The organism is Kitasatospora sp. NPDC085879 (assembly GCF_040686255.1).
Classification (GTDB): Bacteria; Actinomycetota; Actinomycetes; order Streptomycetales; family Streptomycetaceae; genus Kitasatospora.
The window spans coordinates 1-22,005 of the sequence record NZ_JBFBJZ010000083.1; the positions used below are offsets into that span (position 1 = coordinate 1).

Below are 22,005 nucleotides of genomic sequence, written 5' to 3' on the forward strand. Positions count from 1 at the left end.
GTCCACACGACGGCGAGCGGTCAGCTCACGCTGTTCCAACAGCCCCACGACCGACGGCATCCCCGACCTCCACCAGAACGACCACTCGACACCTCACCACTCTCCGAAACCGCCGACCCCATGCCTGAACAGCGGAAACTCAGTCCTCAAGCCCGGAAACACAACAGCCACTTAGGCACATCCAGGCGCGGATCTCGTGCGCCCATCCGGCGATCGCCGCGTGCCCGGCCTCCTCGCCGATGGACAGGGCGGCGCGGCGGGTGGCCTCGGCGGTGTGCCGGTCGCCGGAGTCGTACTCGACACAGCCGACGAGCAGGGTGAGCATGCCGGCCTGGACGAGGAGCTCGCGGTGCTGGGAGAGGCGTTGGTGCTGCATCCCGGCAATCCGACCGAGCCATTGCCGGCCTTCGGCAAGGAGCTGATCCGAGGGCATGTAGGCGTACTCGGTGCACAGCCGGTCGACGGTGATGGTGCGGGCGTCGAGGGTTGCCTGGTCGATGTCGCTGGCCCGTAGGCGGGCGACGATGTCGACGGTGCCCCGCCGTCGTGCCGCCCCGTCTTCGGGAAGAATGCGTGCGTAGTGGTCCCGAACGTGCGCGCGATGAGGGCCTGGTAGTCGCGCGGGAACGCCGCGCCGGCCTCCCATCGCTTCCACATACGCAGCAGGCTCGGCGCCTCGGGCAGTGGCTGGGTGCTGTGGGCGCGGAGAGTGTCGATGGCGTCGGTCTGGGACCAGCCGCGGGCCCGGCCCGCTCGCTGACCATGCGCTGCGCCCATGATGGCCTGTCGTCCATGGTGCCCCTCCTGCTACCCCGAGGTGGGTAGCCGTGTCGGCTGCGGCCGCTCTGCGGTCGAGTGTTCCACGCGGGTGCGCGCCCGAGGAGCGGGACGGGGGACTGGGAACGGTGACATTCGAAGTGTCATCCCCGAGGTCACTGACGGCTGATTGATCCTCCGTCAGATTGTGATCTATGTCCGGTTGTCGTAGACGAGGGGAGGCCGCGGTGACGGGCTAGAGAGCGGGCGTCCACCCTGGCGGCCAGGCAGCGCAGCGTCGCACCCCCGGCGGCGGGGTCGTCCCCGCGTGCGCCCGCGCCCTCGTTCGGCGGGGCCGGGTCAGCCGCCTTCTGGTGCGCCGTTGACAGTCCTCCTCGATGCCGATCGCGGTCAGCAGGTCCTGCCGCCGTCTGCAACGCCGGTTGCAGTTCGCAGTTCGCGCCCGGCCGGCACGCCGGCACACGGTTCAGCCGCCGGCCCCGAATCACAGTTGCCACGCCCATGACGTGCGGTGGGGAGTTTCAAGACATTCTCTCCTGGCTCACCGGCAAACTGCTGTGCCCTGGCCGGAGCCAGGGCACAGCATCTGCCGACATCGCTGTCAGGGTGTGGTGACCGGACGTCAGCCCGGATCGGCGGCCGGGAGATGATCAGGTCACGGGCCCGAAAGCGGCGCTCGTCGTGCTGGTGCCGCCCGGGGTGGTGACCGTGACGTCGTAGCTCGAGGCGGTGACGAGGCCGGCGGGTGCGGTGACCTGAACCTCCGTGTCGCTGAGGCCCGTGATGGTGGTGGCGTGGAACACGGCGGCGGTGACCGTGTCCGTGAAGATGACGTCGCTGACGTCAACGAGGTTGGTGCCGCTGACGGTGACGCCCGTCTGGCCGGCGGACCCGGCGGTGGGAGACATCCCGGTGACCGTCGGGAGGTTGTAGTAGGTGAACTGGGAGGCGGCTCCGCCGGGGACGCTGGTGCCGCCGGGGCTGGTGACGGTGACGTCCACCGACTGCGTGGTGGTGATGAAGCCCGTCGTGTTGGTGGGAGGGGTCGCGTTCAGCAGGGTGTCCCCTGTCTTGCTGTTGATCGTGCCGGTGCCGGCGACGCCGAAGGTGACCGCGGTCGCGGTCGCGAAGCCGGTGCCGGTGAGGTTGACGGCTGCCGGAGTGAGCGGACCGGTGTTCGCGACCACGGCAGAGCACGTCGGGGCGGCGATGTAGAAGAATGGCTTGCTGTTGCTGGTGGAGGTTCCCACGGTCACGCTGACGTTGGTCTGGCCGGCGCACCCGCTCGGGACCGTGGTGGTGACGGTGGTGGTGGCACCGGTGGCTGCGACGGTCTTGGAACCGAAGTTCACCGTCACGGCAGAGGTGCCGAAACCGCTGCCGTTGATGGTCAGGGAGTCGCCGGCCTTGCCCTGGGTGGCGCTGAGGGAAGTGATGGTTGCCATGATGTGTCTCCTTCTCTGGGGTACTGCTCGAATGAGTGGGACTGGGAGGAGGACGTGACGCTGGGCAGCCTGATAGGGCGATGGCCGTCAGAGAGGGAACCGCGTGGTCCCGGAGCCGCCGCGTGGGACGCGGGGCTGGTGGGGACGGGGCTGCCGGTGGCGCTGGCTCTGTGAAGAGAGGCGACGGCGGAGGCGTCCGGGCAGGGGACGCCCGGCTCACATGACGTCTCATGGTCGCTGTTGAGCCGCCACATCCACCGGTCCTGGGCAAAGACACGGCACCAGCTGGGGGATTCGTTTACCACCACGGGGCACCCATGGCGACGCCAAAGACTGAGGACCCACGGCCTCAGCTGGCTGTCCCTTCTGCAGGGGGCGGGCATCCCACCTGACTGGATGATCACATTACGCCACCCGGAGGATACTTTCTGCAATATAGTTGACGGGCAATCACCCATTTGGCGGCATCGGCGTGGCGGCTGCACTTCTCGGATCGCCAAGAAGCACCAGTGGCGTCCGGCGGGCGTGGACGAGCTATTAGATGGTCCTGTCGCGGTCCGTACGGGGTGGGACGCGCCGTCTCCGTGCACCTGCCGAGGTCCGTGGCGCGAGCGTGTCCAGGTGCACGATCTCGACCGCCGCCGACGACAAGGCCACGGACGGGATGTCGGAGTGACGGAACCGCCCCCTGGCCCGGCCGCCTGCGGGGCGAGGTGGTGGTGAGCGCCACCGGCGGGGCGGGACCTGTCACGCTTGTTCGTGCGGGGCGGGGTGGGCTCGAACAGGGCGGCGTTGCGGGGCGTCCGAGCGGTGAACGTGACCGTCCCGGGCAGGTCGGCGACCCTGCCGGAGTGGTGGGCGACGTCGCCGGTGACGTGAATGGTGCGGCCGGGGCGTGGACCATGTCCAGGGCCAGGTCGGTGCGGGGAGGCCGCGCCACGGCCGGGCGGCCACCGGCAGCGCGATCGGCCTGCTTGGGGGAGGGCGGGCGGACCACGATCGCACAGACGGCACAGGTGTTCCCGAACCCGGGCTCGTCTTTGCCTCGGCGGGATCCGTCGTGGGCCCGCAGCACGCCGAAGACCTTCTTCCCCGACCCGGTGCAGCAGGGTGTCGCCGACGACGGGCAGGATCGGCGTGCCGGCCGGGAGCAGGACCTCGATGACCGCGCAGGCCAGCCCAGCGGCAACTCCTCGCACGAGGCGGCTGGACCAGCACCGCTGATGGTTCTTCACGTCCAGCCCGACGGTCCACCGGCCACGATGAACTCCCCAGACGGGAGACCGTCGCCGATCCCGTTCATGATCACGATTTACCGCAAACTCGATCGGTTGCAGGACTCCGCCGTTCGGGTGACGTATCGTCACCGCGGTTGCCAGTGGCGTAGTACGAATGGGTTACTGTACGCATCCGAACGGGTGGGCCGCCCAACCCTCCGTGGGGGAGTGGCAGTTGGCCTGCCGTCGGCCTCAGCGGCGGCGTTCCAGGCCGGTGCCGCTATGGGCACCCCCGCGGAGGGCAGGATCCATCAGCCGGTGCTGCCGCGGCGGCCCCGGCTGATGCGGCGGAGTCACACTTCGTCGAAACCCGGCAGGTCCCGTGTCCTTTCGGCCGATTGCGTGCCACCGTGGCGAACGGGGTTCGGCTGCCGTCCTGACCGCTCCCGAGTGCCCGCAAGTGCAGCACCCAGCACCTTGCGGGCTGGCGTGCTCCTTCCCCCCGCCGTTCGGATCGTCCGCCCGATCGGGAAGACGGTTCGCGTTTCTCGGTGCCGGGAGCGTGAGCCCTTCTCAGGCCCGGCCACCCGCGGCCACGTCGACGGGTCGGGATTCCGGGTGACCCCAAGCCGTCGGCTCCAGGACTCGGAAAGAAGATCCGCAACAGCGCGTACGGTCGCTGATGAGCATCGGTGACGCACCGCCCGTAGAGGAGAGCGCCCCACGCCCACGCACATCAGTCGTCCTGGAGGCACCTCATGCCTATCAGCCCAAACCAAGGATCCACAGGCGGAGGGACCACGGTGACGATCACCGGGACGAGCCTGGCCGGCGCCACGGCCGTCAGGTTTGGCAGCAAGCCGGCCACCATCACCGCCAACACCGCCACGTCGGTCACGTGCGTCTCGCCCTCGGGCGCCGGTAGGGTGGACGTCACCGTGACCACCGCGGGCGGGACCAGCAGCCCGCTGTCGTTCTTCTACGTCGGCGCGCCGTTCAAGGCCTTCCTGAGCGCTACGTCCGGTCCCGTGACAGGCGGCAACACCATCACCATCGGCGGTGCCGGGCTGTCCACCGCGACGGCCGTCACGTTCGGCGCCAACAGCGTGACGCCGACCGTGATCTCCGACAGCCATCTCGACGTCACCGTGCCGGCCGCGGTCGCGGTCGGGGTGGTGAGCGTCAGCGTCACCACGGCGGGCGGCACTAACAACGGCTTCCTTTACACGTACGTCGAGGTCCCGATCATCACGAGTCTCACTCCCGACCAGGGGACGGCGTTCGGGGGGACCGACGTCGCGATCGCCGGTAGTAACCTCACCTACACCGATGAGGTCCGCTTCGACGGTACTCCAGCGTCCTTCGCCGCGGCCTCCGACAACCTGGTCCTCGCCACCGCGCCGCCGGGAATACCCGGCACGATCACCGTCACCGTCCACAGTCCGGGGGGAGACAGCAACGGCCTCGCCTACCAGCAGTACCAGCCGTGAACCACGCCCCGCTCGCCTAGCCGGGGTGCGGTGTCGCTGTTCGAACTCGATCGGTGAGAAATAGCCGAGGGCGCTGTGGGCGTCGTCGCGTGTTGTAGTCGCACGGTGACCGGTGCGATGGCGGCGGCCGCCGGCGGCCTGGCGGTGGAGTTCACCGGATCGAACAGGTGCAGATGGCCACTCAGCATGCTGATGAACGGGCAGTGTTGTGCCACTGACGGTGGTGATGACGAGGAGATCGCTGCAGGAAGGTTGATCTTCGGGGTGCCGGGCGGCACCGTGACCATGTCCTGAACATGATCACGGCCCTCCCGCTCGTTTGCCGGCGTCCGGGAGAGCCGTGTGAGCGCCAAGGAGGGCGCTTTGGTCACGGCAGAGACGACAGCCTCGGTTGTCGAACAGCGGCTGTCGGCGGGCGGGTTGTCGTGCCCAGACTGCGGCGGGGTGCTGGCCCGGTGGGGCTGGGGTCGGTCACGGAGCCTGCGGGGTCCGGCCGGGGTGATGGCAGTGCGTCCGCGTCGGGGGGAACCTCACCCTGCCCATTTGCCCCATCCCGGCACCCTACGACCGCACTTGGCCGGCCACTGCCGCGACGGTGGACTCGGATAGGACCACGATGCCGTTCTACGCCCACTCCACGCCCTGCTCGGCGAGCTGCGCCAGCTGCCCCGGCGTCAGCTTTGCCCGCCTCGCCTTCGTGTTGTTCATGAAGGCACCGAGCCCGACGTGCACGACCTCAACGCTCTCCTCCCCGGCAGGACCGGCCACCACGACCTCGAGGGGCTCGCGGTGGGGGCGGGGCCCGCGTGCGTGGCCTTCCCGCTCGACGAACGCGGCGAGGGCGGTCAGGCCCTGCTGGAAGCGGTCCGCGCGGGACACCTTCGGCTTCGCCTCGGCCGCGGCCTTCGCGGCGATCAGCTCCGGGTCGGCCTCGATGCCGATCGCGGTCAGCAGGTCCTGCTGATCCGCCTCCAGGCCGGGCCAGCCGGCCCGCTGCGCCACGACCCACCGGCCGAGCTGCTCGCCCTCGAACACCGTCTCCCCGGGCAGCTGCGCCCAGTCGACGCGGCCGTCGGACTCCAGCCACCAAATCCGCGCCACGCTGTAGGCGCGCTGCCAGACGATCGGCCAGCTGGGGCACCACCACGGGTCGATCTCCTCCAACGCGGCCTGCCGCTCCGGCGCCAGCGCCCCCGGCTCGCCTGCGGGCACCTGGGCCGCCGCCCTCAGTTCTGACAACCATGTGCCGATGGCGTAGCCGCCGGCAGACGCCCGCGCGGGAGCAGCGAGAGACGAACCGTGCTCCTTCGCCCAGACCCGCGCCCAGGCCAGGCCTGCCTCGAACCGGGCGTCGGACATGGACCAGATCCCCCTCCGGGCGCGGATGCGAGCCACGGCCGCCTCGACACCGATGCTGTCGATCGTCTTGATCGCCTTGGCGCTGAGCGTCACCGCCTGCCACGCCTCCTCGTGCCCGATCGCCTGTGGCATCTGCGGCTCTGCCCAGGACGCCCGTCACTCACCTGCTGCGTTCGCACGCCGGGACGACCCGGCGAAGAATGGCCGTGTACCGGCATTCGACTACGGCAGGCTGCGCACAGCCGCTGTGCCGCCCGCCGGACGGGGTGATCCCTGTGGCGACTTCGCCCTTCGGGTCCGGCGACCCGTTCTCCGATCTCTTCAACCGCTTCTTCGGCATGAGTCCGGCAGCCTCGCCGCCAGCCGTGCAGCGCGTGCCCATCGGGCGACTGCTCAGTGATTCCTCGCACGAGCTGCTGGCGGCGGCAGGCGGCCGGGCGGCCGAGGACGGGTCCGATCTCGACACCGTGCATCTGCTGTGGGCCGCCACGCAGGTGCCGGCCGCCCGGCAGGTGCTGGCGCAGGCGGGCGCTGATCCGGACCAGCTGGCTGCGGACCTTCAGGAGAACCTTCCCACCGGCACCGGATCCGGCGACCCCGGGCTCACGCCAGCGGCGAAGCGCGCTCTGCTTGCCGCCCACGCCCACTCCCAGGCGAGCGGTGCCTCGTACATCGGTCCGGAGCACATCCTCACCGCATTGCTGGACGATTCCAGCCTCGCACGCACGCTGGGATCCGAGGGAGTCTCCTCCGGTTTGCGGAGTGGCGGCGAAGCCGGCCGGAAGGCGGCGTCGGGTGAGCACAGCGACACCCCGACCTTGGACGAGTACGGGCGCGACCTCACCGACGAGGCCCGCAGCGGACGTCTCGACCCGGTGGTCGGCCGGGCCGAGGAGATCGAGCAGACCGTGGAGGTCCTTTCCCGGCGCACTAAGAACAACCCCGTGCTCATCGGCGATCCCGGCGTCGGCAAGACCGCCATCGTCGAAGGACTGGCGCAGCGGATCGTCGCCGAAGAGGTCCCGAAGGCCCTGCGCAACCGCCGCGTCGTGAGCCTCGACATGGCCGGTCTGGTCGCCGGATCCAAGTACCGGGGAGAGTTCGAGGAGCGGCTGAAGAAGGTGATCGACGAGGTCACGGAGGCCGAGAGCGGCATCATCGTGTTCATCGACGAACTGCACACGGTCGTCGGCGCCGGCGGAGGCGGCGAGGGTGCCATGGACGCCGGCAACATTCTCAAGCCCGCGCTCGCCCGGGGCGACCTCAGCGTGGTCGGCGCCACCACCATCGACGAGTACCGCCGGTACATGGAGAAGGACGCCGCGCTCGAGCGTCGCTTCCAGCCGGTCATGGTGCGCGAACCCACCGTCGAGGAGACGGTCGAGATCCTGAGCGGGCTTCGCGACGCCTACGAGGCCCACCACCAGGTCCGTTACACGGACGAGGCCCTGGACGCCGCGGCCGCCCTGTCCGACCGCTACATCACCGACCGGTTCCTGCCCGACAAGGCGATCGACCTCATGGACCAGGCAGGAGCACGCGTGGCCCTGCGCGGCCTCGGTGCCCCGACCGGGACCGCGAGCCTCGAGGACCGCCTCACCAAGCTGCGCAGGGAGAAGGACGAGGCCGTCAGCACCGAGGACTACGAACGCGCCGCACAGCTCAAGGAGCAGATCCGGCAGGTGGAGCAGGAGTTCGCCGGGGTCGGCGCGGAGCGGGAAGAGGCCGGGAGCGTGACTCCCGAGGACATCGCCGATGTGCTCTCCGCGCGCACCGGCATTCCCGTCTCCCAGCTCACCGAGACCGAGCGCGAGCGGCTCACGAAGCTCGAAGAGGCCCTGCACGAGCGGGTGGTCGGCCAGGACGAGGCAGTCACCGCCGTGTCCCAGGCTGTGCGCCGCGGCCGGGCGGGCATGGGAGACCCCGACCGGCCCACCGGCAGCTTCCTCTTCCTCGGACCCACGGGAGTCGGCAAGACGGAACTGGCCAAGGCACTTGCGGAACTGCTCTTCGGAGACGCCGACCGGATGGTCCGCTTCGACATGAGCGAGTTCCAGGAGAAGCACACCGTCTCCCGGCTCGTCGGCTCCCCGCCCGGATACGTCGGCTACGAGGAGGCCGGGCAGCTCACCGAGGCGGTGCGCCGCAAGCCGTACAGCGTCGTGCTGTTCGACGAGGTCGAAAAGGCCCACCCGGACGTCTTCAACCTGCTGCTGCAGGTGCTGGACGACGGACGGCTCACCGACGCCCAGGGACGCACGATCAACTTCCGGCACACCGTGGTCATCATGACCAGCAACATCGCCTCCAAGCGCATCCTGGACCACCGGGGGGCGGTCGAGGACATCAGGGATGACCTGATGGCCGAACTGCAGGCGCACTTCCGGCCCGAGTTCCTCAACCGCATCGACGAGATCATCGTCTTCCACGCCCTGACCCGGGCGGACCTGGTGCGCATCGTCGACCTGCTGCTGGAACGCAGCCGGCGCAGGCTCCACGCCCAGCAGATCAACCTCGAGGTCACCGAGACCGCCAAGGAGTGGCTGGCCAACCGTGGCTACCAACCCGAGTTCGGAGCCCGGCCGCTGCGCCGCACCATCCAGACAGAGCTCGACAATCGTCTTTCGAACATGCTGCTCAGCGGCTCGGTCAATCCGGGCGACACCGTCATCGCCGATGTCAAGAACGGCGAGCTGGCACTGACCCTCGGTCCGGCAGTCGCCTCGGGCGGCGCGGACCAGCCGGAGCCGGACACAGCAAGTTCGGCGGAGTAGCCCATCTGAACTGGGATTTCCTTCATCATGAGGCGGGGTGGACAGCGTCGCCGCCAGGATAGAAGGCGCCACGGCGGCAACTGCCAGGCGGACGTGGCCGGGCAGCCCCTGGCACCGCGTAGCGTTCGCGCTTCGACTACTCCCCGGGGCCGGACGGTCGGACGACTGCGAAATCCAGCGGCTCTTCGTCCTGCGCGGCCTGTTGCCTGACAACGCCGACCGCCGCCTGCCGCACCGCTCCGGCGCCGCAGACCCCGGGAGCCGAGGCCGTGCAGTGAGATCAGTGCGACCCTGTGCTCAGGGTCGACCTCGGTGCGGACCGGGTTGCGCCCTCCCACGCGGCACTGCTGTCGCTGTCCATGCTTACTGATCGTTTCAGAATGATCTCCGGAGCCGGCGGAGGCAGATGATGCTGGCCGCCAGTTCCAGCAGTCCCTGATGGAGGTCGGCTCGGCGCTCGTAGCGGGCGCGGAGTCGTTGTGGTGGTCCTGGCCGCCAGTGCGCACGACAACGAGGCCGGCATCGCCCTGCTGGACCAGGCGGCCGAACGGTGCGGGATGCGCCTGGAGAAGGTTCTGGTCGACCAGGGGTTCAAGGACGCCGTGATCATCCACGGGGCGGTGAAGGACATCACCGTCGAGGTGGTCCGGCGCAATCCCGACGGCCAGGGCAAGGGGTTCGTTCCGCAGCCGAAGCGGTGGGTGGTCGAGCAGGTCAACGGCACCCTCATGCTCCACCGGCGCCTTTCCCGCGACTACGACCACCGGCCCGACAACGCCGCCTCCCGCGTCTACTGGGCCTCCACCGCGGGCATGCTCCGCCGCCTCACCACGCCCAGCCCCGCCTGGCGTGACGAGGTGGAGCTGGCCCGCGTGAACGTCACCGAACTCCTTCGGCTGCTGCAGGCCGAACACGACGAGACCGCGGTACGCGCCGACGGCCTGCGCGAGCAGATCGACCAACTCGCCAGCGCCCTCGCCGAGGTCGAGGCCCGCCTTGCCGAGATCGTCACCACCGGCAAGGTCATCGCCGGCCTCACCCTGCCCGACCACAAACCGGCCCCCGCGGAGGCCGCCACCACCTACCAGCGCATCGTGACCGCCTTCAACGAGCATCCCGGGCGGATCTTCCGGGTTCGTGACCTGCACGAACTACTCGGGCTGCCCACCGACGAGCCCTCGCTCAACGTCACCCGCTCCCGCTTGGGACGACTCGTTCGTCAGGGACTCCTCGCCCAACCCGGACGCGGCCGCTACCAGAAACGGACTTAACGTCCTCTCAGTGGGCGTTTAGAGAGCTCTGTTCCGTCATGCGGCTTTCACCCCTGACCGCATTGTGATGTTTTGGCCGGTATAGGAAGTCCGTCCTTGCCTCGACCGCCAGTATGACTGTCCGTCTCATCCGCTTCTGCGTCTGGAAGTCCGTCTGGTTTGAAGAAGTCATAGAACGGCCGATAAGGCAGCGGAACGGAGTCTTCCGCCACGTTCATGCAGACGCTGTGCCGTGAGCCAGCGGAAGCCGTACCCCAGCGACCTGTCCGACGCCCGATGGGCCCTGATCGAGCCGAAACTGACGGCCTGGAGGAAAGCCCGGCTCGACCGCAGGCCCACCGGACAGCCGGCAAAGGTCGAACTGCGCGACGTGTTCAACGCGATCCTCTACGTCAACCGCACGGGAATCCCCTGGAAGTACCTCCCGCACGACTTCCCGAACCACGGCACCGTCTACGCCTACTATGCCGCCTGGCGCGACGAGGGGATATTTGCCCAGCTCAACTACGACCTGACCGGCCTGGCCCGCGTGAAGGAGGGACGCAACCCCGAGCCGACAGCATCCGTGATCGACACCCAGAGCGTGAAGACCTCCACCAACGTGCCCCTGACCAGCCAGGGAACCGACGCCGCGAAGAAAATCGTCGGCCGGAAGCGCGGCATCCTCACCGACACCATCGGGCTGATCCTCGCCGTGGCCGTCACCGCCGCGAGCCTGTCCGAGAACGCCGTGGGAATACACCTCCTCAACCAGGCCAAGGAGACCTACCCGAGCATCTCCAAAAGCTGGGTCGACACCGGCTTCAAGAACGCCATGGTCGAGCACGGCGCCAGCCTGGGAATCGACGTCGAGGTCGTTCACCGGAAGTCCGACGTCCCCGGATTTCACGTGGTGAAAAGGCGGTGGGTGGTCGAACGAAGCCTTGGGTGGATCATGCTGAAAAGGCGCCTCACCCGCGACTACGAGACCCTCCCGGCCAGCTCCGAGGCCATGATCCACATCGCCTCGATCGACAACCTCGCCAAGCGCATAACGGACGAGAGCACACCAACCTGGCGAGGCACCTACTAGGACATAAAGGGCAAACTACTCTCATCAAATGCCCTCTCAGTGGGCGTTTTGGCGTCGTTGATCCCATAAATGTCTTATGGTCACGCCGCTTTGATGACGCTATGCCCGATAGATGAACAACGTCCATCCTTCGATCAGAGGATCGGCTGTCCGTCTCGCCCGCATCTGTGCCTTGAAGTCCGTCTGGTTTGAAGAAGTCATAGAAAGGCCGATCTGGCAGTGGAACGGGATCCTCCGCCCCATCTGTGCTGACGCTGTGTCATGACCGAGCGCAAGCCGTACCCGAGCGACCTCTCTGACGCCCGATGGGCCCTGATCGAGCCGATTCTGACGGCATGGAGAAAGGCCCGGCTCGACCGCCGGCCGACCGGCCAGCCGCCGAAGGTAGAACTTCGCGACGTCTTCAACGCAATCCTCTACATTAACCGGACCGGAATCCCCTGGAAGTACCTTCCGCACGACTTCCCGAACCACGGCACCGTCTACGCCTACTACGCAGCCTGGCGCGACGAGGGCATCTTCGTCCGACTGAACTACGACCTCACCGGACTTGCCCGGGTGAAGGAAGGGCGCAAGCCCGAGCCGACCGCATCGGTGATCGACACCCAGAGCGTGAAGACCTCCACCAACGTGCCCCTGACCAGCCAGGGAACCGACGCCGCGAAGAAGATCGTCGGCCGCAAGCGAGGCATCCTCACCGACACCATCGGACTCATCCTCGCCGTCACGGTCACCGCTGCGAGCCTGTCCGAGAACGCCCTGGGAATACGCCTCCTCAACCAAGCCAAGAAGACCTACCCGAGCATCTCCAAGAGCTGGGTCGACACCGGCTTCAAGAACGCCGTGATCGAGCACGGCGCACGCATGGGCATCGACGTCGAGGTCGTTCACCGGAAGTCCGACGTCCCCGGATTCCACGTGGTGAAAAGGCGGTGGGTAGTCGAACGGAGCCTGGGGTGGATCATGCAGCGTCGCCGTCTTGCCCGCGACTACGAGACCCTGCCAGCCAGCTCCGAAGCCATGATCCACATCGCCTCGATCGACAACCTCACCAAGCGCATAACGGACGAGACCACACCAACCTGGCGAGGAACCTACTAGGACATAAAGGGCGAACTACTCTCATCAAACGCCCTCTCAGAACCGGCTCGAGGACGCGGTTGCGCTGCCCGCGCAGCAGACCCTCGCGCCGCGTCCAGGTCAGCAGGCCCGCCAGCATGCCGCTGAACCGCTGCCACTCCCCGGACGCGCCCATCCGAATCTCCGCGTCCCGCGCCCTTCCGAGCTCCTCGAAGAACTCTGGGTACGCGGTCATCACGCCACCGAAGCGGAGCGCCGCGAAGCAACCCTCAGCGACGCATTCGAGGCGCACCTCAAGGCCAAGGGCCACAACGTCGGCCGGTTCGAGATCCAGGTGAAGAGCAAGACCTCAAGGCTGCTCACCGACCTCTACGACGAGACAGACCACGTCCTCTACGAACTCAAGGGGACGAACCGTCGTTAGGCGGTCCGGATGGCGCTCGGGCCGCTGCTGGACTATGGCAGGTATGTGAACAGTGACGCGCATCCGGACGTACCGCGGCGGGTCGTCCTGTTGCCGTCGCTGCCAGATGAGGACCTGCAGGAGCTGCTCGGCGACCACGGCATCGGCATCGCCTACCAGGATGGGGACACGTTCATTGGCGTGCCGCCATCTGTCCACTGACCAAGGTCGGGAGCGCAGCAGGCACTGATGCGGCAGTTTCTGCGAAGAGCTCTACGCCCTTGCTTCGAGCGAGACGCTCAAGCACCAGGTCACGCAATCGACGTCCCGTCGTCCCCGATCCCACTGGCGACAACGGGGGCGGCTCCCATATTGCGCTGACGGCTTGTAGTGCGCGGTGAGCCGTCCGAGAGACCACTGGCCGCTGTGCCAGGTCGCGGGAGCTGAACCCGGCAGCCGCAGCAGGGTGATCGACTTTCCCGGTTCGGGGCTGAGGTGCCGGTGGCATCTCGTAACCTCGACCCCATGGACCATCCAGTCCCGCACTGCTCGGACGAACTCCCCGACTCCGCGTCTGCGCTGTCGTCGACCGGTGACGGCGTCTGGCAGCGCCTCGCCGCGTACTCCTATCTGAGCGCCCCCGAGCGCCTTGAGTACGTGGCCGTCATGCGGGTCTTTTGCTCGACGCTCCTCGCGGACCTGGCCGTGCCGGACGTGGTGGCCAGGCTCGCGCGGGATACGGCGTGGCAAGGGCAGCCCGGCGCCGATATGGTGACGGCGCGGCTGGAGCAGCTGGTGAAGTGGGGGAATCTGCTGCGCAGCAGTCACACGGTGAAGGCTGCCAGCATTGCCGAGTACCAGCGTTCGCGCGCTCGGTACCAGCTCTCGAAGCTTGGCGAGCAGGTGCAGCGCGATGCGGAGGAGGTGCTGGCGAGCGCCGATGCGGCGCGCGAGGTCAGCAGTGAGCTGCTGGCCCTGGTCGACCGCGGGTTGCGTGAGATCGCCACTGCCGTCGGCTGGCCGGGGGGTGCCGATCCGCAGGAGGCGCTCGAAAAGGTCAGCACGCTGTTCGTGCAGTTCGCCGAATTCGCCGAGTCGGTAAGGGACTTCTACGCCTACCTCGGCCAGGTGCTGTCCCGATACGACCTGGACGGCGCCGAGTACCAGGGGTTCAAGGAACTGCTGCTGGACTATGTGGAGGCGATCACGGAAGAGGTCGCCTTCCGGTCGCCCAGGATCGCGGCCACCTTAGGCCGGCTCTGGCCAGACCTGGAGGAACTGTTGAAGTTGATCGGCGCGCACGCCACGGGGTTGGGCGCCCTGGGCGACGGCCTGCCCGAAATCCGCGTGCAGCGCAGCCGGGGGCGCGAACTCGCCGATTGGGAGGCGCTGCGCGACTGGTTCGTGGACACGGACGGGCGGGGCAGCCAGGTGGACCAACTGCGGGACGCGACGTTGCGCGCGCTGCAGTCGCTGCTGGCCAACGCCAAGCGGATGCTGCGCTCGGCGGCAGGGGAGATGTCGCGCCGCCGGGATCTGCTGCGGCTGGCGGCTTGGTTCGACGCCGCCGACCCCGAGGAAGCGCACGACCTCGCGGTTGCGGCGTTCGGGCTCTACAGCGCACGGCACCTCGGCCTCGCCCCGGACCCGGACGGCACCGTGCCGGCCTATGTCAGCTGGTGGAACGGTCCGACGGTCGAGGTGCCGGTGGCGCTGCGTGAGCGCGGCAGCCGGGCGCCGCGCGGCCGGGCGGCCGCAGTGGAGGACCACTCGGAGCAGAAGGCCCGCCTGCTTGCGGCGGCCCGCGAGCAGGCCACCGCCCGGCAGGAGGCAGCCGACGAACTCCGGAGCGTCGCCAGCCGCTTCGGTCAGGTGCGGCTGAGCGCCCCCGCCATGGCACTGCTGCTGGAACTGCTGACCACGGCGCTCGGGAACTCGATGCTGCGGTGGGCCGACCCGCCCGCGCCCCACGGGTTCGGCCTGCAGGACGCCCAGGCTGTCGAGGCCGAACTGGACCTGCGCCTGACGCTGCGCCGAGTACCGGGACGCACGACCGTGCTGCGCTCGGTAGACGGAGACCTGGTGGTCGACGACGTGGAGATCGGAATCACCACCGCCGAACGGCCCGGCCAAGGCGACGCGGTCGAGGAGGTAAGCGCCTGATGGCACTGCCCTCCTCGCACGACGTCGCTCTCACCGCCGAGCGGCGCAGCGCCGCCCGGCTGCTGCTGCGCCACCCGCTGGTCACCGCCGACGGGCCGCACGCCGACACCTTCCCACTGGTGCGCCGGCACGCGGACTGGCTGGTCCAGCGGTTCCAACAGATCCTGGGCTACCGCTTACTGGTGGAGGCGTCGTACGCGCGCCTGTTCAAGGCAGGCCTCGGACCAGGCTCCGGGCACCGGATGGAGCGCTCGACCGGTACGCCGTTCACTCCACGCACCTACGCCTACCTGGCGCTGGCCCTGTCCGTGCTGGTGACCGCGCCCGAGCAGCTGCTGCTGTCCCGGTTGGTGGCCGACCTTCGGGCGGCGGCGGCCGACGCGGGCCTGGTGGTCGACGACTCCGGCCGGGCGGTGGAGAAGCGCACCCTCGCGGCGGCCCTTCGCCAACTCGTCGCCTGGGGCGCGTTGACCGAAACCGAGGGAAGCGTCGGCTCGGTCACCGCAGACCAGGACGGCGAGGCCCTGTTGACCGTCAACCGGGACATCGCCCGCTCGATCGCGGCAGGCCCGCTGAGCCACAGCAGCGACGGTGCGGACCTCATCCTGCGCGCCGCCGATCCCGGATTCGGCGGGCCGCGGACCTACGTGCGCCGGCAGCTGGTGGAGACCCCTGCCGTCTATCTCGACGAGCTGACCGACGCCGAACGCGAATGGCTACGCACCCGCCAGCGGCGAGAGGCCCAGGCCTTCGCCGAACTGCTCGGCCTGGAAGCCGAGATCCGCGCGGAGGGCATCGCCATGATCGACCCGGATGACGAGCTGACGGATCTCCAACTCCCCGGCACCGGGACAGTCGCGCAGGCCGCGCTGCTCCTGGTCGACCGCCTGGTGAGACGGCTGCGCCCCGAGGGAGCAGGGCACCCGGCGACCGGCGGCCGCCTGACCGTGGGCGTGCCGATCCCTCCGGGCCTGGTCGGCGAGCTGATCGACGAGTTGCTCGACCAGTACGGGCAGCGCGCGAACTGGCACCGCGGATACCTAGAGGACCCGTCCGCCCTGCGCGCTGACGTCCTCGAACTCCTCAGCCGCATGCGATTGGTGGCCCGAGCAGGCCGGCTGCGCTCCGACGGCCACGGGGTGCCGCCGCAGTACCAGGTCTCGGCCGGCGACGGCCGAGCGGTCACCGACGTGTCCGCCGCTCGGCCCGGCGCCACCGGCGAGTGGGTGCTGCTTGCCGCCGCCGCCCGGTACGCCACGGCCGTCTCGATCAAGCGCGCCGATCGGCAGGCCCCGCAGATCGACCGCAACGGAGAGACCCCCTCGTGAACCGGATCCAGCCGCTCCCGCAGCACACGGCCCCGCACCGCTTCAGGCTCAACCGGGCCGGGATCCTCAACGTCTGGCAGTACGATCGGCAGGAGTTCCTGTTCGGCGGCGGCCGCCTGCTGCTGCGCGGGAAGAACGGCGCGGGCAAGTCCAAGGCCCTGGAGATGCTGCTGCCGTACCTGCTCGACGCGGACGCCCGCGCCCTCGACGCGACCGGAACCGGCCGTACCACACTGGCCTGGTTGATGCTCGATGGCTTCCAGCAGACCAACCGCCTCGGGTATCTGTGGGTCGAGTTCCGCCGAGTAGACGAGGACGGCACCGAGCACCACCTGACGGTCGGTGCCGCGGTCAGCGCGTCGAAGTCCACCAACTCGGCCAAGCCCTTCTTCTTCACGACCGCACTGCGCGTGGGGGAGGACCTCGACCTCGTCGAGTCCGGGCAGCCGCTGCCGCTGGACCGGCTGCGGTCCGCCGTCGGCGCCGACAACGTGCTGGACCGGCCCGCCGACCACCGCGCCAGGGTGGCCCGCGAACTGTTCGGACTGGCCGACGCCGCCCGCTACCGCAACCTCACCCAGCTGCTGCACCGACTGCGTCGCCCGACCACCGGGGACCGGATCGAATCCGGCGGCTTGGTGACCGTCCTCGGTGAGACCCTGCCGGCGCTCGACGAGGACGTGATCGACAGTGTCGCCCGCAACCTCGACGACCTCGACAGCGTCCGCACCGACCTCGGGCGGCTGGAGCGGACGGATGAGGCGCTGCGCCGGTTCCTTGGCAGTTACCGCGGCTACCTCCAAGGGGCCCTGCGCCGACGGTCGAACGAGGTTCTCGCCGAGCTCCGCACGCTCGCCGAGCGCAGGCTCGCCGCCGGAGAGGCCACCAGGAAGGTCACCGCGCTGCGCACCGAGGAGGCCGAGGCCGCCGAGCGGCGCGACGCGCTGACCCAGGAGCACGCGACGGCTGAGGCAGACCTCGCCACCCTGCGGGCGAGTTCCGGCTTCCGGAGCCTGCACGAACTGGGCGAGCGACGTCGCACCGTGGAGGCGATCCAGACGACGGCCCGGGCCACCCACACGGCGCTCGGGCGGGCCCACGACGCGCAAGCGGCCGCCGGGTCCGCGCTCACCGCGGGAGCGGTGCGGACGGCGGGGCAACTGCGCGAGCTCGGCGCGGCCCACCGCGAATTGTGCGGGCAGGCCGAGCGGTCCGGACTGGCACCGGCGCACCTGGGCGATCCGGTCGGCGGCACCGCCTCGGTGCTCGCCGCGGCGGCCGAGCAGGAGGTCACCGATCCGGGCGGTGGCACCGCCCTGATGCACACCGAGCGGGTGGAGGCCTTCGACACCACTGGGACAGCGGCCTCCCTGCGCTCCTGGAGCACCCGACTCGCCGCCGCCGAACCGGTGGTGAAAACCCGGCTCCGTACCGTCTCGGAACTCGCGGGGCTCCTCGACGGGCTGCGCGAGGCCGAAACGAAGGCGCGGGAGGCGGACACCGAGCACGAACGCCTGGAGGAGCAGGCCCAGGCCGAGGCAGACCGGGTGGCGGAGCGCGAAGCGGCGGTTGTCACGGCGAGCGCGGCGTACGCGGCCGAGGTCGGGGCATGGGCGGACCGGCTGGAGGAACGATCGGGGGCACCCACCGACGGCGTGCGCGCCGCGGTAGGACGCGACCCCGCCGCGGAAGCGTCCTTCGAAGACCGCACGCTGCCCGTCTCGGTCGCCGAGGAGGTGACGTCCGCCGCGTTCCAGGCGCTCGAGCCATATCGGCGCGACCTGGAGGACCGGCGTGAACGAGCCGCTCTCCGCTCACACGACCTCACCCGGGCGCTCGACGCCGTCCGCGCCGAGAAGGCTGAATGGGAACAGCGCAGCGACCCGGTCCCGCCGAAGCCGCCGCACCGCGACGCCCCCCGATCTCTGCGTACTGGCGCCCCGCTGTACCGGCTCGTCGACTTCGCCCCGCAGCTGAGCGAGGCGGAACGAGCCGGTATCGAGGCGGCATTGGAGGCATCAGGGGTCCTCGACGCGTGGGTCGGCGCGGACGGCATGCTGCTCGACCCGCTCACCCTGGACACCGTACTCACCGCCACCATGCCCGTCGTCGGCCCGTCACTCGCCGAGGTGCTGCACCCCGTGCCCACCGGCGACAGCGGTGTGACGGCAGCGCAGGTCGCCCGCATCCTGGCGGCCGTCGCTCTGGTGCCAGCCGGTGCCCCACTCGGCACGGCAGCGGGCGGAGCGGTGAGCACGGACGGCCGCTGGCGGCTCGGCGTCACCGGCGGCGCCCACACCAAGCCGGTGGCGGAGTACGTCGGCGCGGAGGTCCGGGCACAGACCCGCCTGCGCCGCATCGCCGAGCTCACCGAACACCTCGCGGGCCTCGAAGACCAGGCACGGGCCGCGCAGTCCGAGCTGGCGGACCTCACCAAGCGCCAGGACGACCTCGAACTGCTGCGGCGCCCGCCGCGCGAGCAGCAGCTCACCGGGGCCTGGGCACGCCTGGAGGAGACCGAGCGGGTCGCGGCCGGCCTACGACAGCAAGCCGCGACGGCGGCCCGCACCGCCCAGGACGCCCGCTCCGGCTGCGTCGACGCCCGCCGCCGCGCCGAAGCCACCGCCACCGCCCACGACCTGCCAGCCGACCGGGACGCGCTGCTCACCGTACGGTCCGCGCTGGAGGCCCTGGCCGACGGCACCCGACGACTGCGCGGTCGCGTTGACGCCACCGCCGAGAACCTCGCCGCCCACCGCGACGAACGCCGCAGCTACGAACGGGCCCGCACCGCTCGGGAGGAGGCCGAGCTGGAGTACGCGCGGCGGGCGGACGAGCTGGCGAAGGCCCGCCGGGAGATTTCCACGCTGGAGAGCGCGGTCGGAGCGACCGAGCAGAACATCCTCGCCAAGGAGCAGACCATCGTCCGGCGCCTCGACGAGATCGGCGAAGAGCTGCCCAAGGCGAGGCGCACGGCCGAGCGCCTGCACGACGACGTGGTGCGCGGCGAGCTAGACGAGCGGACCAGGCGCGAGGAGCTCCAGACGCAGGAGACCCAGGTGATCCGGTGTGGACGCGCCCTGCGGACCGCCCTGGCGACACCCGACATCATGCGCGGCGCGGCACTGGGCGAACTCACGGACGAACTGGCGGTCCCGGACCCGATCCAGGAAGACGCCAGGACCAGGCTGCGAGCCCTGCAGGCCCTGGTCGAGGCGGTGCAGCGCGGCCTGGACCCCGAGCGGCGCGACGTCTCCGACACCGCGCTTCTCAACCGGTTCAACGAACTGCGCGACCAACTCGCCGGCGGCTACGACGCGACCCTGGAGGAGCCCGACGGCATCAAGGTCTGCCGACTCGTCGACGACACCGGCCCGCACGACGTGGCGCTGGTCGGCGAACGCATCGCCAGGCAGGCCGACGACGCCCGAGCCCGGCTCACCGACCGCGAGCGGGAGGTCTTCCAACGCTTCCTCACCGGAGAGTTGGGCGACCACCTGTCCGCCCAACTGCTCGCCGCGGGAGCGCTGGTCGACGCGCTCAACACCACCCTGCGATCCGTCCGCACCTCGCACGGCCTCGGAGTGGAACTCGACTGGCGACTGGCCGACACCGTCGACGCGGACATCCGGGCAGCCGTCGAACTGCTGCGCAGCCCCTCGGGGCTGCGCACCCGCGAGCAAACGGAGCAACTGAGGGAAATCCTGCAACGCCGCATCGAGGACGCCCGCCGCGCCGACCCGGCCGTGGGCTACGCCGCGCACCTGCGGACCGCGCTCGACTACCGGACGTGGTTCACCTTCCAGCCGTGGGTGCTGGACGACGCGTCCACCGCCCGCCGACGCAAGTTCACCGGGAGGACCGGGCTCAGCCAGGGGGAGCAGCGGGTCCTCTCCTACCTCGCACTCTTCGCGGCCGCCGCCGCGTACTTCACCACGCTCGCCGAGACCGCCCCGCAGGCGCCCCGACTGATCCTCCTCGACGACGCCTTCGCCAAGGTCGACGAGCCGACCCACGGCCGGCTCGGCCGCATCCTCGTTGACCTCGACCTCGACTTCGTCCTGACCAGCGAGCGCCTGATGGGCACCTGGCCCGACGTGCCCGCACTCCAGATCTACGAGTGCCTGCGCGACCCGCACGTGCGCGGTGTCGCCACGCTGCACTACGCCTGGAACGGACGCAACCGCCGTCTGGTGACCGTTTGACATCCTCCCTCGGCTAGAGCCGGGGGATTCCGGCCGCGCCTGCGGCATGGGGCTTGCGCCCTGGGCCGCAGGCGTTCCGGGGGGTTCCTGTTTCAACGGGCTGTGCCTGGCGTGGGATTGCCACGCCGGGTCTTACCGGCCCTCCGCAGGCGTTTAGCCTGTCCGCCCGTCCGGCGGCCAGGATGTTGCGAGAGGCGTTGAGATCACGGTCATGAACCGTCCCGCACGCGGCGCAGGTCCATTCACGGACGCTGAGGGGCTTGGGGCCGTCCAGGACGCCGCAGGCCGAGCAGACCTGAGAGGTGGGCTCGTACTGGCCGATGATGCCGACGTGCCGGCCGTAGCGTGCGGCTTTCTCTTCGAGCATGCGCCGGAAGGTGGACCATCCGGCGTCATGGACGGACTTGGCGAGCCGGGTCCGTCCGAGGCCGCGCACGTTCAGGTCTTCCAGGTACACCGCTTGGTTCTCACGGATGATCCTGGTCGTCTGCTTGTGCAGCCAGTCCATGCGGGTGTCGGCCACCTTGGCGTGTGCCTTGGCGACCTTGCGCCGGGCCTTGGCCCGGTTCTTGCTCCCCTTGGCCTTGCGGGACAGTTCCCGCTGAGCGGCCTTCAACCGCTTCTCGGCCTTGCGCAGGAAGCGCGGGTTGTCGATCACCGTGCCGTCGGACATGACGGCGTAGGTGGTCAGTCCGAGGTCGATACCGACTTCGGCGGCCACCTCGGGAAGATGCTCGGCTTCGACGTCCGCGACGAAGGACACGTGGTAGCGGCCGACCGCATCGAGTACCACGGTCGCGGACGACGGGTCGGCCGGAAGGGAGCGGGACCACTTCACCCGCACGTCACCGATCTTCGCCAGGTTCAGCTTTCCGTTGCCCCGGATGCGGAACCCGTTGCGGGTGAAGCGGAGCGACTGCCGACTGTCCTTGCGCGACTTGAACCGGGGAAGCCCGACCGGCCGTCCCGCGCGCTTGCCGGACACCGAGTCGAAGAAGTTCCGGTACGCGGTGTCCAGGTCCCGAAGGGACTGGATCAGCGGATCGACGCCGACCGAGGCGAGCCATGCCCGCTCGGCGGTCCTCTTCGCCCCGGTGATCACCAGCTTCTGGAGATCCGTGCTCTTGGCATACGGCAGGCCGGCCTTCCGGGCTACCTTCCGTGCCGCCAACGCATCGTTGTACACCACCCGCGCACACCCGAACGTCCGGGCAAGCGCCACACGCTGACCCGCCGTCGGATAGATGCGATAGGAGTACCGAAGGTGCACAAGATCAACCTACCGAAGGCCACTGACAACGACCTCCGTCAGAACATCCGAAGATCACTCCGCCGCTTCGCGGCTCCGGTCCAAGGCCCCTCCCCCACCCTCCGGGCGGGGGGACCCCCAGCTCCCCGGCCTGAAGGCCGGGGCATCCTGA

The 22,005-nt window shown here is 69.5% G+C and carries 13 protein-coding genes and 2 pseudogenes; 10 read left to right on the top strand and 5 right to left on the bottom strand.

The genetic code is table 11. From position 1 onward, the window contains the following. Positions 1-139: 139 nt before the first annotated feature. Complete coding sequence (locus AB0P35_RS36595; protein ID WP_363519693.1) at positions 140-376, bottom strand: hypothetical protein; 237 nt, start codon at positions 374-376, stop codon at positions 140-142. A gap of 1,051 nt (positions 377-1,427) precedes the next feature. After that, positions 1,428-2,222 (bottom strand): IPT/TIG domain-containing protein, encoded by a 795-nt coding sequence (locus tag AB0P35_RS36600; protein ID WP_363519695.1) that lies wholly within the window; start codon positions 2,220-2,222, stop codon positions 1,428-1,430. A 1,975-nt stretch (positions 2,223-4,197) separates the two neighbouring features. Here AB0P35_RS36600 and AB0P35_RS36605 point away from each other — a divergent pair. Further along, the gene (locus tag AB0P35_RS36605; protein WP_363519699.1) at positions 4,198-4,929 is read left to right on the top strand and encodes an IPT/TIG domain-containing protein; all 732 of its coding nucleotides are present in this window, start codon (positions 4,198-4,200) and stop codon (positions 4,927-4,929) included. Between the two features lie 105 nt (positions 4,930-5,034). After that, a complete protein-coding gene (locus AB0P35_RS36610; protein ID WP_144298852.1) occupies positions 5,035-5,223 on the top strand; it encodes a hypothetical protein in 189 nt (62 codons plus the stop codon). Positions 5,224-5,553: 330 nt separating this feature from the next. On the opposite strand, the gene AB0P35_RS36615 is transcribed toward AB0P35_RS36610, so the two are convergent. After that, positions 5,554-6,420: a helicase associated domain-containing protein gene (locus tag AB0P35_RS36615; RefSeq protein ID WP_095877640.1), complete on the bottom strand. Its 867-nt coding sequence runs from the start codon at positions 6,418-6,420 to the stop codon at positions 5,554-5,556. Positions 6,421-6,563: 143 nt separating this feature from the next. Here AB0P35_RS36615 and AB0P35_RS36620 point away from each other — a divergent pair, with 143 nt between their 5' ends. Continuing rightward, positions 6,564-9,062, top strand: a complete 2,499-nt coding sequence (locus AB0P35_RS36620; RefSeq protein ID WP_363519702.1) for an ATP-dependent Clp protease ATP-binding subunit — start codon at positions 6,564-6,566, stop codon at positions 9,060-9,062. A gap of 375 nt (positions 9,063-9,437) precedes the next feature. On the opposite strand, the pseudogene AB0P35_RS36625 reads toward AB0P35_RS36620, so the two are convergent. Continuing rightward, a pseudogene (locus tag AB0P35_RS36625) lies at positions 9,438-9,542 on the bottom strand (IS5/IS1182 family transposase); the annotation flags it as partial. Here AB0P35_RS36625 and AB0P35_RS36630 point away from each other — a divergent pair. The 7 genes and pseudogenes from AB0P35_RS36630 to AB0P35_RS36660 form a co-directional block, all read left to right on the top strand. Beyond that, a pseudogene (locus AB0P35_RS36630) lies at positions 9,533-9,931 on the top strand (IS5/IS1182 family transposase); the annotation flags it as partial. The pseudogenes AB0P35_RS36625 and AB0P35_RS36630 sit on opposite strands and share 10 nt — an antisense overlap. 634 nt (positions 9,932-10,565) lie before the next feature. Beyond that, positions 10,566-11,405 carry an IS5 family transposase gene (locus AB0P35_RS36635; RefSeq protein ID WP_363519704.1) on the top strand — a complete coding sequence of 280 codons (840 nt, stop codon included), beginning with the start codon at positions 10,566-10,568 and terminating at the stop codon, positions 11,403-11,405. A 261-nt stretch (positions 11,406-11,666) separates the two neighbouring features. Continuing rightward, a complete protein-coding gene (locus AB0P35_RS36640; RefSeq protein WP_363519706.1) occupies positions 11,667-12,506 on the top strand; it encodes an IS5 family transposase in 840 nt (279 codons plus the stop codon). 412 nt (positions 12,507-12,918) lie between these two features. Continuing rightward, positions 12,919-13,110 (top strand): hypothetical protein, encoded by a 192-nt coding sequence (locus tag AB0P35_RS36645; protein ID WP_363519708.1) that lies wholly within the window; start codon positions 12,919-12,921, stop codon positions 13,108-13,110. A 303-nt stretch (positions 13,111-13,413) separates the two neighbouring features. Next, complete coding sequence (locus AB0P35_RS36650; protein ID WP_363519710.1) at positions 13,414-15,051, top strand: TIGR02677 family protein; 1,638 nt, start codon at positions 13,414-13,416, stop codon at positions 15,049-15,051. Further along, positions 15,051-16,379 (top strand): TIGR02678 family protein, encoded by a 1,329-nt coding sequence (locus tag AB0P35_RS36655; RefSeq protein WP_095877636.1) that lies wholly within the window; start codon positions 15,051-15,053, stop codon positions 16,377-16,379. Before AB0P35_RS36650 ends, AB0P35_RS36655 begins: the two co-directional genes overlap by 1 nt. Continuing rightward, a complete protein-coding gene (locus AB0P35_RS36660) occupies positions 16,376-20,584 on the top strand; it encodes a TIGR02680 family protein (protein WP_363519712.1) in 4,209 nt (1,402 codons plus the stop codon). Before AB0P35_RS36655 ends, AB0P35_RS36660 begins: the two co-directional genes overlap by 4 nt. A 13-nt stretch (positions 20,585-20,597) precedes the next feature. Here the strand turns inward: AB0P35_RS36660 and AB0P35_RS36665 are convergent, their stop codons facing one another. Beyond that, complete coding sequence (locus AB0P35_RS36665; protein ID WP_363519714.1) at positions 20,598-21,854, bottom strand: RNA-guided endonuclease TnpB family protein; 1,257 nt, start codon at positions 21,852-21,854, stop codon at positions 20,598-20,600. Positions 21,855-22,005: the final 151 nt, after the last annotated feature.

Bases quoted from the DNA above. Each gene is read 5' to 3' on its own strand.
- AB0P35_RS36645 (WP_363519708.1), top strand. From the start codon at position 12,919: ATGGCGCTCGGGCCGCTGCTGGACTATGGCAGGTATGTGAACAGTGAC.
- AB0P35_RS36655 (WP_095877636.1), top strand. From the start codon at position 15,051: ATGGCACTGCCCTCCTCGCACGACGTCGCTCTCACCGCCGAGCGGCGC.
- AB0P35_RS36615 (WP_095877640.1), bottom strand. From the start codon at position 6,420: ATGCCACAGGCGATCGGGCACGAGGAGGCGTGGCAGGCGGTGACGCTC.
- AB0P35_RS36595 (WP_363519693.1), bottom strand. From the start codon at position 376: ATGCAGCACCAACGCCTCTCCCAGCACCGCGAGCTCCTCGTCCAGGCC.
- AB0P35_RS36605 (WP_363519699.1), top strand. From the start codon at position 4,198: ATGCCTATCAGCCCAAACCAAGGATCCACAGGCGGAGGGACCACGGTG.
- AB0P35_RS36640 (WP_363519706.1), top strand. From the start codon at position 11,667: ATGACCGAGCGCAAGCCGTACCCGAGCGACCTCTCTGACGCCCGATGG.
- AB0P35_RS36650 (WP_363519710.1), top strand. From the start codon at position 13,414: ATGGACCATCCAGTCCCGCACTGCTCGGACGAACTCCCCGACTCCGCG.
- AB0P35_RS36600 (WP_363519695.1), bottom strand. From the start codon at position 2,222: ATGGCAACCATCACTTCCCTCAGCGCCACCCAGGGCAAGGCCGGCGAC.